Here is an 11,979-nt window from a genome sequence, read left to right on the forward strand (position 1 = left end):
TGCCGCAGAGCCCGAGACAGCAGAATTCCGGACCCGCCATACGGAATGGACAGATGAGCACAGTTGCTGAAACCAGTATCACGCTGACGCCGGAGCACGATGCCCGTCCGGGCGCCACGGTGCGCTCGCGCCTTCAGGACGCGCTGCCGAAGCTCGTGCTGGCGCCGAGCTTCGCCGCCACTATCGTCTTCGTCTACGGCTTCATCCTGTGGACGATCTATCTGTCCTTCACCAATTCCAAGACCTTTCCCTCCTATGCGATCACCGGGCCACGCGCCTATCAGCGGCTATGGCGCTGGACTTTCGAAAGCGATCCGCCGTCCTCCTGGTACACGTCGATCACCAATATGGGGATTTTCGGCTTCCTCTATATTTCCATCTGCCTGGCGCTCGGCCTGTTCCTGGCGATCCTGCTCGACCAGAAGATCCGCGGCGAAGGTGTGCTGCGGCCGATCTACCTCTACCCGATGGCACTGTCGTTCATCGTCACCGGCGTTGCCTGGAAATGGTTTCTGGACCCCGGCCTCGGCCTCGAGCAGACGCTGCACCAATGGGGCTGGACGAGCTTCCATTTCGACTGGATCAAGAACAAGGATTTCGTCATCTACACGGTGGTCATCGCCGGCGTCTGGCAGGCGTCGGGCTTCATCATGGCGATGTTCCTGGCCGGCCTGCGCGGCATCGACGGCGAGATCCTGAAGGCGGCGCAGATCGACGGCGCCACCACCTTCCAGCTCTACCGTCGCATCGTCATCCCGCTGCTGCGGCCGATCTTCCTGTCCGCCTTGATCGTCCTCGCGCATCTCGCCATCAAATCCTACGATCTGGTGGTCGCGCTGACCAGCGGCGGGCCGGGCGGTTCGGCCTGGCTGCCGTCCAACTTCATGTATGAGTACACTTTCAAGCGCAACGAGATGGCCGTCGGCTCGGCCAGCGCCGTGATCATGCTGATGACCATCACCGCGATCATCGTTCCCTATCTCTATTCCGAGCTTCGGGAGAAGCCGCGATGAGCGCCGTGGCCACTCCTGCTCGCCAGAGCACTGGCGGTATCAGCGCCAGGACGGTCAACCGTATTGTCATCTACGGGCTGCTGGCGCTGTTCGCGCTGTTCTATCTGATGCCGCTGTTCGTCATGCTGGTGACCTCGTTCAAAACCATGGACGAAATCCAGAACGGCAACATGCTGGCGCTGCCGCAGGAGCCGACCTTCGCACCTTGGATAAGGGCGTGGAGCGAGGTTTGCTCGGGTCTCACCTGCGTCGGCATGAAGGGTTATTTCTGGAATTCGATCAAGATGGTGGTTCCGGCCGTCATCATCTCGACCCTGCTCGGCGCGCTCAACGGCTATGTGCTGACGAAGTGGCGCTTTCGCGGGGCGACGCTGGTGTTCGGGCTGATGCTGTTTGCCTGCTTCATTCCGTTCCAGTCCGTCCTCTTGCCGATGGCAACGATCCTCGGCAGCCTCGGCCGGTTCGGCGTCAAGCTGCAGAACGCGACCGGCCTCACCTTCGGCTTCGGCAATCCGACCGTGAACCTGGTGTTCGTTCACGTCGTCTACGGCATCGGCTTCACCACCCTGTTCTTCCGCAATTATTACGAAGCGTTTCCGAACGAGCTGGTGAAGGCGGCGCAGATCGACGGCGCCAGCTTCTTCCAGATCTTCCGGCGCATCATGCTGCCCAACTCGCTGCCGATCATCGTGGTGACGGTGATCTACCAGTTCACCAACATCTGGAACGACTTCCTCTTCGCTTCCGCCTATGCCGGCTCAGGCGACGTGATGCCGATGACAGTGGCGCTGAACAATGTCGTCAACACCTCGACCGGCGTCGTCGAATACAACGTCAACATGGCGGCGGCGATGATCGCCGCGCTGCCGACGCTCCTCGTCTACGTGCTCGCCGGCCGCTATTTCGTGCGCGGCCTGATGGCCGGCGCCGTCAAAGGATAATCGCATGGCTTTTCTGGAAATTGACGGGCTGAAGAAGCGTTTCGGAGCGGTCGAGATCCTGAAAGGCATCGACCTCGACCTGGAAAAGGGCGGCTTCCTCGTGCTGGTCGGGCCTTCCGGTTGCGGCAAGTCCACGCTGCTCAACACTATTGCCGGCCTGGAAACCATCACCGAAGGGGAAATCCGCGTCGACGGACGCACGATCAACGATCTCCACCCCTCCAAGCGCGACATCGCCATGGTCTTCCAGAGCTACGCGCTCTATCCGAATATGACGGTTGCCGGCAATATCGCCTTCGGCATGGAGATGCGCGGCGTGCCGGCCGGCGAGCGCCAGAAGGCGATCGACAAGGTGGCGAAGGTCCTGCAGATCGGCCATTTGCTGAAGCGCAAGCCAAGCCAGCTCTCCGGCGGCCAGCGCCAGCGCGTCGCCATGGGCCGGGCGCTGGTGCGCGATCCAAAGCTGTTCCTGTTCGACGAGCCTTTGTCCAATCTCGATGCCAAGCTGCGTGTCGACATGCGCATCGAGATCAAGCGCCTGCACGCCACCACCGGCACCACCATCGTCTACGTCACCCACGACCAGATCGAGGCGATGACGCTGGCCACCAAGATCGCGGTGATGCGCGACGGCGAGGTGCAGCAGTTCGGCACGCCAGCCGAAATCTATAACAATCCGGTCAACCTGTTTGTTGCCGACTTCATGGGCTCGCCGGCGATGAATCTGATCCCGGCGACGATCGGCAGCAACGGCAGCGGCTTCTCCGTCGTCATGGAGCGCGAGGCGCGCCAGCCGATCTCGCTGCCGCTGGGCAATGCGCCGGCCGGCCTGTCGGCATTCCAGGGAAAACCGATCATCTTCGGCGTTCGCCCGGAAGCACTGACCGATCCCGAGGGTGCCGAACGCAACGCCTCGAACATCGCCCGCGCCGACTGTCACATCGAGGTCATCGAGCCGGCCGGCTCGGATACGTTCGCGGTCACCAATCTCGGCGGCAAGGCGGTGGTGGCGCGGCTGCGCGCCGATGCCAAAATCCAGCCCGGCACGGTCACGCCGCTCGCCTTCAACCTGACCAAGGCGGTGTTCTTCGATCCGGCGACCGAGAAACGCATCGTCTGACCGCCATGACAAATCCCGACATCGTCATCATCGGCTCCGGCATCGGCGGCGCCACGATCGCCTCCGGCCTTGCCGGCGGTGGCGCCTCGATCCTGATGCTGGAGCGCGGCGAACCACTGCCAGCAACGCCGCACACACGCGACACCCGCGCAATCTTCGTCGATGGCCACTATCGGCCGAAGGAGATGTGGCTCGAGGCCGGCGGAGCGCCGTTCAACCCGGGCAATTACTACTATGTCGGCGGCAATTCGAAATTCTACGGCGCGGTGCTGATCCGCTACCGCAGGGAAGACTTTTCGGAGATGGAGCACTATGGCGGCGTCTCGCCGGCCTGGCCGTTTTCCTACGAGGAATTCGAGCCCTGGTATTCCAGGGCCGAGCAACTTTTCCGCGTGCGCGGTGAACTCGGTGAAGACCCGACCGAGCCGTTCCACTCGATGCCCTACCCTTTCGGGCCGGTACCCGACGAGCCGCCGATCGCGCGTGCGCGCGCCGAGCTTAGGAGCCTGGGCCTGCACCCGGCATCGCTGCCGCTCGGCGTCGACATCGAAGCCTGGCTGAAAGACGGCAGCACGCCGTGGGACGCGTTTCCCAACACCGGCGTCGGCAAGGTCGACGCCCAAACGGGGCCGCTGACCGCCGCCCTTGCCGACCAGAACATCAAGCTCGAGACCGGCGCTCATGTCGAATATCTCGAGGCATCGCCGGATGCGAGGACGATCATCGCCGTCCATTATCGACAGAACGGTACGCTGAAGAAAGTCGCGCCGAAGCTGGTCATCCTATCGGCCGGCGCAGTCAATTCTGCCGCCATCCTGCTGCGCTCGCCCACCCCTCAGGGCAGAGGCGGCGGCAAAGGCCTGGCCAACCGCTCCGACCAAGTCGGCCGCAACTTCATGAACCACAATTCGAGCGCCATGCTGGCGATCGATCCACGCCGCCGGAACAAATCCGTCTACCAGAAGACGCTGATGCTGAACGATTATTATCTGTCCGACGGCAAGGGTGGCAAGCCGCTCGGCAATGTCCAGCTCCTCGGCAAGATCGACGGCAACATCCTCAAGGCCAATGTCAGGCGCGCGCCCAAATTCGCGCTGGATTTCATGGCCGGCCACGCCGTCGACTGGTATCTGATGTGCGAGGACCTGCCCGATCCCGAGAGCCGCATCATGATCGACGGCAAGGACATCGTCATGCAGTGGCGGCGCTCGAACATGCAGTCGCTCGACGGACTGACCAAGGTGATGCGCGAGAATTTCCGCGCCTGCGGCTATCCGATCGTCCTGTCGCGTCCGTTTGACAGGCGCACGCCCTCACATCAGTGCGGCACGGTGAAGATGGGCAACGATCCGGCGACCTCGCCGCTGGATCCGTTCTGCCGCTCCTTCGACCACAGCAATTTGTTCGTCGTCGATGCCGGCTTCCTGCCGAATTCGGCCGCCGTCAATCCGGCGCTGTCGATCGCCGCACAGGCGCTGCGCGTCGCCGATCATATCCGCAAGACGGAGCTTGCAACATGACCCGCCCGGCAGCGATCGTCACCGGCGGCGCGCGCGGCATCGGCCTTGCCTGCGCCGAGGCGCTGGCCGACGCAGGCTTCGACATCCTCCTCTCAGACCTTGCCGACGAAGCCGCCGACGGGCTCGCCGCCGACATCACCGGGCGCGGCGCGAAGTTCGCCTATGTCAGTTGCGACATCGCCGACCTCGACGGCCATGCAGCGCTGATCGATGCCGCGACAAGCGCCTTCGGTCGCATCGACTGCCTGGTCAACAATGCCGGCATCGGCGCCGTCCTGCGCGGCGATCTGCTCGAGCTCAAGCCCGAAAATTTCGACCGGGTGCTCGGCATCAATCTGCGCGGCACCGTATTCCTCAGCCAGGCCGTCGCCAAAGCGATGCTCGGCCTGCCAAGCGATGGTGCGAGATCGATCATCACCATCACCTCGGTCAGCGCCGCCATGGCCTCGCCGGAACGTTCCGATTACTGCATCTCCAAGGCTGGGCTTTCGATGTGGGTGAAGAACCTGGCGCTGCGGCTTGCCACCGAAAACATCGCCGTGTTCGAGGTGCGCCCGGGCATCATCCGCACCGACATGACCGCGGGTGTGACCGCCAAATATGACGGGCTGATCGACGGCGGGCTGGTGCCGGCGATGCGCTGGGGCGAGAGCGAAGATATCGGTGCCGCCGTGGCAGCACTCGCCGGTGGCAAGTTCGGCTTTTCGACCGGCTCGGTCATCAATGTCGACGGCGCGCTGTCGGTGCCGAGGCTATGAACAGGTGACGCCATGACCGACTACATAATCGTCGGCGCCGGCCCGGCCGGGTGCGTACTCGCCAACCGGTTGAGTGAAGATCCGTCGCATCAGGTGCTGCTGCTCGAAGCCGGCGGCAAGGACTGGCATCCGCTGATCCACATGCCGGCCGGTTTTGCCAAGATGACTAAGGGTATCGCCGCCTGGGGCTGGTCGACAGTGCCGCAAAAGCACATGAACGACCGCGTCTTCCGATACACTCAGGCCAAGGTGATCGGTGGCGGCTCTTCGATCAACGCCCAGATCTACACGCGCGGCAACGCCCGCGACTACGACGCCTGGGAGAAGGAAGAAGGCCTTGCCGGCTGGGGCTATCGCGACGTGCTGCCCTATTTCAAGCGCGCGGAGAACAACCAGCGTTATGCCAACGATTTCCACGGCGACCAGGGCCCGCTCGGCGTGTCGAACCCGATCGCGCCGCTGCCGATCTGCGAGGCCTATTTCCGTGCCGGACAGGAGATGGGCATCCCCTTCAATCCCGACTTCAACGGGGTAGCCCAGGAGGGCGTCGGTTACTATCAGCTGACGCAGAAGGACGCGAAGCGCTCCTCCGCCTCTGTCGCCTATCTCCGGCCGATCCGCGAGCGAAAGAATCTCACCGTCAGGACCGGCGTTCTGGTGACACGCATCGTCGTCGACAAGGGCCGCGCCGTCGGCGTCGAGATCGTCGACAGGCCGGGCGGCCAGCCAACGATCCTGCGCGCCGAGCGCGAGGTGATCGTCTCGTCCGGCGCCATCGGCTCGCCGAAGCTTTTGCTGCAGTCGGGCATCGGCCCGGCCGACCATCTGAAGGCGGTCGGCGTGACACCGGTGCACGATCTGCCCGGCGTCGGCTCCAACCTGCAGGATCATCTCGACCTGTTCGTCATCGCCGAATGCACCGGCGATCACACCTACGACAACTACGCCAAGCTGCACTGGACGGCTTGGGCCGGCCTGCAGTATCTGCTCCTGAAGAAAGGCCCAGTAGCCTCCAGCCTGTTCGAGACCGGCGGCTTCTGGTACGCCGATCCAACCGCCGCCTCTCCCGATATCCAATTGCATCTCGGCCTCGGCTCCGGCATCGAGGCCGGCGTCGAGAAGCTGAACAATCCGGGCGTGACACTGAACTCGGCCTTCCTGCGCCCGCGCTCGCGCGGCACCGTGCGGCTGAACAGTGCCGATCCCGCCGACCGCCCGCTGATCGATCCGAATTATTGGTCCGATCCCTATGACCGCGACATGTCGATCAAGGGGTTGAGGCTGGCGCGCGAGATCATGCGGCAGAAGGCGCTGGCCCCCTATGTGCTGCGCGAGGTACTGCCGGGACCCGACCTGCAGAGCGGCGACGAGCTGTTCGACTACGCCTGCCGCAGTTCCAAGACCGACCACCACCCGGTCGGCACCTGCCGCATGGGCTACGATGCGATGAGCGTGGTAACGCCAGATCTCAGGCTGCGCGGGATCGAGGGCCTGCGCGTCTGCGACGCCTCGGTGATGCCGCGCATCCCCTCCTCCAACACCAATGCCCCGACGATCATGATTGGCGAAAAAGGCGCCGATCTGATCCTTGGCCGCGAGCCGCTGCCGCCGGCGGTGTTTTCCACCAACCGAGCGGCATGAGGGACAAAGAATGATCAGGCACTGTGTCTTCGTCAGATTTCGCAACGATGTCGCCGACGCCGAGCGCGCGGCAATCCATGCCGATCTCGAAGCGTTGCGGGCGGTGATCGACGGCATGGGCAAGGTCGAATTCAGCGCCAATACCAGCCCTGAACCCTTCGCCCGCGGCTTCACGCACGGCTTCACCATCGACTTTCGCGACGCTGCGGCACGCGATGCCTATCTGGAGCATGAAGCGCATCAGCGAGCCGGCGCAAAACTGGTCGCGGCGCTCGAAGGCGGCACCGACGGGCTGATGGTGTTTGATCTGGAGATCGCGTGACTATCCCATTCTCAGCGCAACGACGCCGGCAACGATGCTAAGCACCGCGGCACCTCGCCATGCCGTCATCTTCTCGCCGAGCGCGAACACCGAGATCATCATGGCGAACAGGATCGATGTTTCGCGCAGCGACGCCACCGAGGCGATCGGCGCCTTGGTCATCGCCCACATCACGATCCAGTAGGCGCCGCCGCTGAGCACGCCGGTATAGATTCCGGCCTTCCAGTCGCGCGCCAGCACCGGCAGCGCCTGTGGGCCGCGAAAGACGACGCATAGCACCAGCGCCCACAGCGCATCGCAGACGAACAGCCAGGCGGCATAACTCGACGCGGTGGCGGCCAGCCGCGCGCCGCTGCCATCCGACAGCGTGTAGCTGGCGATGAAGATCGATGTGCCCAGCGCGAAGCCGACGGCGCGCAGGTTTAATTTCTCCAGATGCGCGCCGCCGCGAAACGACAGCACCAGCGTGCCCGCCGACAACAAGAGGATGCCGAGAATGGCGAGCGGCGCCGGCATCTCGGCAACCACCACAACGCCCCCCAAAGCGGCCAGCAATGGCGCGGTGCCGCGCGCCAGCGGATAGGTCTGGGCGAAATCGCCGGCCTTGTAGGCGCCGATCAGGAACGTCCTGTAGCCCATGTGGAAGACAACCGAGGCGAGGATGTATGGCCACACTTCCGGCTTCGGCACCTCGACGAAAGGCAACGTCACCAGCGCAGCGGCACCCATGCCGAGCGTCATCAGTGTGATCGACAGGAAACGGTCGAGATGGACCTTGACCAGCGCGTTCCAGATCGCATGCATGGAAGCGGCGGCGAGCACCGCGAAAAAGACAAACAGGCTCATCGGCGGTTCATCCGCCGCCCGTCCCGATGACGATCGGCGTCTCCAGGTCGATATCGACCCAGAGCGGAAAATGGTCGGAAGCGATTTGGCCGATATCGGCGCTGACCGAGCGCACGCGCCCGGCAAACATGCCGCCGACGAAGCAATGGTCGAGCCGGCGCTTTGCCAGCCTGCCATCGATAGTCTTCACATGGGTGTGGAAATCCGCTGTCGGTTCCATTGCGACGGCGGTGGGATCGACAAAACCGTCGAGATAGGCGGCACCGCGATGATAGGGCGCGCTGCCGACAATGCGCCGGTACTCGGCGCTATCCGGCTCCATGTTGAAGTCGCCCAACCAGAAAGCCGCTACGGGGTTTTCTGGCTCCTGTTCGCCATTGCTCCAGTTGCGCGCCGGCTCGTCGTCGGCGCCGCTCCATGGGCCGCCCTCGGACGGCGCGCGGCGATGCTCGGCGAGCAAATAGTCGATCTGCTCCAGCCGCTCCTCGGCCGCGATATGCGCCAGATGCAACGACAGCACCCGCACCGGACCGGCAGGGGTGCGGATCATGCATTCGAGTGCGGCATTGCGGGTGTTGAGCGGCCGCAGCGTGCGCCTGAGCGGCAGCGTATGCAGCCGCGACCAGACGATCGGAAGCTTCGACAGAACCATGGTGCCGAATTGCCGCCGCCGGTTGACGATGCGGCCTTCACGCCGGTGGCTGGCATCCACGTCGAAGGCCGGCCCGTAGACCCAATGATAGTCGGGCAGCAATTGCGAAAGAAGTTCCGGCTGGTCGTCCTCGTTGCTGCGCAACCAGTGCCGTTCCACCTCCTGCAAGGCGACGATATCGGCGCCGGCCACGACGTTGGCGCAACGCGCCAGGTCGTAGCGGCCATCGCTGCCGAAGCCGTACTGGATGTTATAGCTGACCAGCTTCATTGCTTATCCGGCTCAGTTTCCTGCTGGCAGTAGCCGTTCGCTGACAGCCTTGCAATGTGCAGCCGGGCGGAGGGAGCTTGGGCCAGATGCTAAGTGGTCAGCGGCTGGAACCGACCGGGCGGGGATGCTGCCAGTTCCGACCAGTCGATTTCTTCCTCAAGGCGGTGGTAGGCTTCGTCGCCGATCGTCCCGTCGATGCGCAAACGCTCCAGCGCATCGCGCTGGCTCTTGATGGCGTAAAGACGCAATCTGTCATACTCGGTCGCCGCCTGGGCATCCTCCGGGTTTTCGGCGATGGCGCGCTGGGCGGCATATTGCTCTCGCACCGCCCCGGCCGCGCTCGATGTCTTGCCGCTGAGCACGTCCAGCGCCGCCTGCATGATGGCGACGCGCGCCTGCGCCACCTCCCGGTCGACCGTCCGGTCGAGGTCGAGATTGAGCAGAAGCAGCAACGGTTTCAGGCTGACGCCTTGCAGCACCAATGTGCCGAGCACGACCGTGAAAGCGGCGAGCACGATCGGATCACGGCCCGGAAAGTCGGCCGGCAAGGCGAAGGCTGCCGCAAGCGTCACCAGGCCGCGCATGCCGCACCAGCCGATAAGCACGCCGCCGCGAAATGTCGGCGCGTCTTTTTGCCTGTCCTCGTCACCCAGACGTGCCAGCGCTCTGAGGATCGCGCCGCAGCCCAGCACCCAGACGAGCCGCGATACGATGACGACGGCCAGCACAGCCAGGGCAAAGACGAAGGCCTCGCTTTGCCCTTGCTCGGCAAGTCGGCCGACGATCGACCGCGCTTGCAGGCCCATCAGAACGAAGGCCAGCACGTTGAGCACGAACACCGCCGTCTCCCAGACCGAGTAGGAGCTGACACGATTCCTTGCCGGCATGCGGCGCGGCGATGTACGTGCGATCGTCATGGCATAGACGACGATCGTGATGATGGCGGAAAGCCCTATCCTATCGGCCAGGATCCAGACGCCGAAGGTTGAGGCGAATTGCACCACGGTGCCGCTCGCCGGGTCGTCGATGCGGCCGAGTATGGCGAGAGACAACCGGCCGAGCACATAGCCTGCGGCAAGGCTGCCGACCGTCGACAGCAGGATCATTGGAACGGCACTGCTCAACAGGATGGAGCCGGCGGCTGCGGAAACCGACATCCTGTAGATCAGCAGCGCCGTGGCGTCGTTGAGAAGGCTCTCGCCTTCCAGGATGGCGGTGATGCGGTGCGGCACCTTGAACTGTCCGAGCACGGCCGCCGCCGCCACCGCATCGGGCGGCGCTACGATCGCGCCGAGCGCTATGGCCGCGGCAATGGGCAGGCCTGCCATCGTCCAGCCGACCAGCGCGACCGTCACGGTGGTGAAGATGACGGCGCCAAGGGCCAGCAGGATGAGCGAAACCTTGTAGCGGTTGAGATCGCGCAGCGACGTGTCATAGGCCGCGTCGAGCAGAACCGGCGCGATGAACAGAGCGAGCGCCAGCTCCGGGTCGATCTCGATGGTCGGGGCAAACGGCAGGAAGGCGATGCCGGCGCCGGCCAGCGCCAGCAATGACGGATAGGGAATCTGCAGACGCCGCGACAGCGCGGTCAGGGCGACCGCGATGAGAAGCAGGACAAGGGTGAGTTCAAAAAGCGCCATGCCTTATCGTAGCGGTGAAGCCGGGCGATTGGCACTGCAAAAACGGCGACGGCTTTGGCTGCTCGTGAATGGTGAATGGTGAATGGTGAATGGCTGGGTGCAGAGGAATTTCGGCGCGTAAAGCGCATTCTTACTATTCACTATTCACTATTCACCATTCACTCTTCTCCTAATGCAGCACCAGCATGTCGCCCGACGAGAACGAAATCTCGGCCTTTTCGCCGACGGCCGGCGGCGGTGTGGCCGGACTGTTGAACGTGTCGAGCGAGACCGTGCTGCCGCCGATGCCGACGCGAACCCGGATGACCGAGCCGAGGAAATGCACCTCGGCGATTTCGCCCGAAAGGCTGGAATCGCGGCCGGGGTGTCGGCCGAGCGAGATCGCCTCGGGCCGCAACGCCAGCGACAGCGTGTCGCCGGATTTCGAGCCGTTGAGCTTGCCCTTGAGCGAGACCTCTTGCGAGTTGACGCGCACCTTGCCCGAAGCGGCGTCGGTGACCGTGCCTTCGAGCACGTTCAGCGTGCCGACGAAATTGGCGACGAATTTGGTTGCCGGCCGGTTGTAGATCTCGAACGGCGTGCCGACCTGCTCGGCCTTGCCGCCATACATGACGGCAATGCGGTCGGAGATCGACAGTGCCTCTTCCTGGTCGTGGGTAACGAAGATGGTGGTGATGCCGAGCTTCTTCTGGATCGAGCGGATTTCCTCACGCAGCGACACGCGCACCTTGGCGTCGAGCGCCGACAGCGGCTCGTCGAGCAGCAGCAGTTTCGGCTTGGGCGCAATCGCCCGCGCCAGCGCGATGCGCTGCTGCTGGCCGCCGGACAGTTGGTAGGGATAGCGGTCGCCCATCTGCGGCAGCTTGATGATGTCGAGCATCTCGGCAACGCGCCTGTCGGCATCGGCCTTCGGCATACCGGCGACCTTCAGCCCGAAGCCGATATTCTGCGCCACGGTGAGGTTCGGAAACAGCGCATATGCCTGGAACACCATGCCGATGTTGCGCTGGTTGGGCTTGAGCCGGGTGATGTCCTTGCCGGCCACGACGATCTTGCCGGCGGATGGGTCTTCGAAACCGGCGACCATGCGCAGCACCGTCGTCTTGCCGCAGCCCGAGGGGCCAAGGAAGGAGACGAATTCGCCCGGCTCGACGTCGAGGTTGAAATCCTGCACCACAATGGCGGCGCCGAAGGATTTCTGCACATGCTGGATTGAGAGGAATGGCTCGGCCATGGCTTTTTCTTTCGGCTTTTCG

11 protein-coding genes are annotated in these 11,979 nt (G+C 63.8%); 7 read left to right on the top strand and 4 right to left on the bottom strand.

The features are described 5' to 3' along the window. The first annotated feature begins 53 nt into the window (after positions 1-53). Genes NKI59_RS05770 through NKI59_RS05800 form a run of 7 tightly spaced genes read left to right on the top strand, consistent with a single transcriptional unit; the run spans position 54 to position 7,315 of the window. Positions 54-1,013, top strand: coding sequence for a carbohydrate ABC transporter permease (locus NKI59_RS05770; protein ID WP_023675368.1), 960 nt, complete (start codon positions 54-56; stop codon positions 1,011-1,013). Continuing rightward, positions 1,010-1,954: a carbohydrate ABC transporter permease gene (locus NKI59_RS05775; protein ID WP_023675367.1), complete on the top strand. Its 945-nt coding sequence runs from the start codon at positions 1,010-1,012 to the stop codon at positions 1,952-1,954. The genes NKI59_RS05770 and NKI59_RS05775 overlap by 4 nt, the downstream gene beginning before the upstream one ends. 4 nt (positions 1,955-1,958) lie before the next feature. Beyond that, positions 1,959-3,074, top strand: coding sequence for an ABC transporter ATP-binding protein (locus NKI59_RS05780; RefSeq protein ID WP_023675366.1), 1,116 nt, complete (start codon positions 1,959-1,961; stop codon positions 3,072-3,074). 5 nt (positions 3,075-3,079) lie between these two features. Beyond that, positions 3,080-4,594, top strand: coding sequence for a GMC oxidoreductase (locus NKI59_RS05785; protein ID WP_352702919.1), 1,515 nt, complete (start codon positions 3,080-3,082; stop codon positions 4,592-4,594). Continuing rightward, positions 4,591-5,352 carry a 3-ketoacyl-ACP reductase gene (locus NKI59_RS05790; protein ID WP_352702921.1) on the top strand — a complete coding sequence of 254 codons (762 nt, stop codon included), beginning with the start codon at positions 4,591-4,593 and terminating at the stop codon, positions 5,350-5,352. The genes NKI59_RS05785 and NKI59_RS05790 overlap by 4 nt, the downstream gene beginning before the upstream one ends. 12 nt (positions 5,353-5,364) lie before the next feature. Further along, positions 5,365-6,993, top strand: coding sequence for a GMC family oxidoreductase (locus NKI59_RS05795; protein WP_352702923.1), 1,629 nt, complete (start codon positions 5,365-5,367; stop codon positions 6,991-6,993). Between the two features lie 10 nt (positions 6,994-7,003). Next, a complete protein-coding gene (locus NKI59_RS05800) occupies positions 7,004-7,315 on the top strand; it encodes a Dabb family protein (RefSeq protein ID WP_352448247.1) in 312 nt (103 codons plus the stop codon). Here the strand turns inward: NKI59_RS05800 and NKI59_RS05805 are convergent, their stop codons facing one another. The 4 genes from NKI59_RS05805 to NKI59_RS05820 all read right to left on the bottom strand — a co-directional run bounded on the left by NKI59_RS05805 (position 7,316) and on the right by NKI59_RS05820 (position 11,957). Then, positions 7,316-8,161, bottom strand: coding sequence for an EamA family transporter (locus NKI59_RS05805; protein ID WP_023675361.1), 846 nt, complete (start codon positions 8,159-8,161; stop codon positions 7,316-7,318). A gap of 7 nt (positions 8,162-8,168) precedes the next feature. Then, positions 8,169-9,083, bottom strand: a complete 915-nt coding sequence (locus NKI59_RS05810; RefSeq protein WP_352702926.1) for an endonuclease/exonuclease/phosphatase family protein — start codon at positions 9,081-9,083, stop codon at positions 8,169-8,171. Positions 9,084-9,172: 89 nt separating this feature from the next. Then, a complete protein-coding gene (locus NKI59_RS05815; protein ID WP_352568165.1) occupies positions 9,173-10,723 on the bottom strand; it encodes a cation:proton antiporter in 1,551 nt (516 codons plus the stop codon). Positions 10,724-10,892: 169 nt separating this feature from the next. Then, positions 10,893-11,957, bottom strand: a complete 1,065-nt coding sequence (locus NKI59_RS05820; protein WP_352702928.1) for an ABC transporter ATP-binding protein — start codon at positions 11,955-11,957, stop codon at positions 10,893-10,895. Between the last annotated feature and the right edge of the window lie 22 nt (positions 11,958-11,979).

The organism is Mesorhizobium sp. M0598 (assembly GCF_040320865.1).
Taxonomy (GTDB): Bacteria; Pseudomonadota; Alphaproteobacteria; order Rhizobiales; family Rhizobiaceae; genus Mesorhizobium.

Excerpts from the sequence above, each read along its gene's own strand:
- NKI59_RS05770 (WP_023675368.1), top strand. The coding sequence starts at position 54 with ATGAGCACAGTTGCTGAAACCAGTATCACGCTGACGCCGGAGCACGAT.
- NKI59_RS05775 (WP_023675367.1), top strand. The coding sequence starts at position 1,010 with ATGAGCGCCGTGGCCACTCCTGCTCGCCAGAGCACTGGCGGTATCAGC.
- NKI59_RS05780 (WP_023675366.1), top strand. The coding sequence starts at position 1,959 with ATGGCTTTTCTGGAAATTGACGGGCTGAAGAAGCGTTTCGGAGCGGTC.
- NKI59_RS05785 (WP_352702919.1), top strand. The coding sequence starts at position 3,080 with ATGACAAATCCCGACATCGTCATCATCGGCTCCGGCATCGGCGGCGCC.
- NKI59_RS05790 (WP_352702921.1), top strand. The coding sequence starts at position 4,591 with ATGACCCGCCCGGCAGCGATCGTCACCGGCGGCGCGCGCGGCATCGGC.
- NKI59_RS05795 (WP_352702923.1), top strand. The coding sequence starts at position 5,365 with ATGACCGACTACATAATCGTCGGCGCCGGCCCGGCCGGGTGCGTACTC.
- NKI59_RS05800 (WP_352448247.1), top strand. The coding sequence starts at position 7,004 with ATGATCAGGCACTGTGTCTTCGTCAGATTTCGCAACGATGTCGCCGAC.
- NKI59_RS05805 (WP_023675361.1), bottom strand. The coding sequence starts at position 8,161 with ATGAGCCTGTTTGTCTTTTTCGCGGTGCTCGCCGCCGCTTCCATGCAT.
- NKI59_RS05810 (WP_352702926.1), bottom strand. The coding sequence starts at position 9,083 with ATGAAGCTGGTCAGCTATAACATCCAGTACGGCTTCGGCAGCGATGGC.
- NKI59_RS05815 (WP_352568165.1), bottom strand. The coding sequence starts at position 10,723 with ATGGCGCTTTTTGAACTCACCCTTGTCCTGCTTCTCATCGCGGTCGCC.
- NKI59_RS05820 (WP_352702928.1), bottom strand. The coding sequence starts at position 11,957 with ATGGCCGAGCCATTCCTCTCAATCCAGCATGTGCAGAAATCCTTCGGC.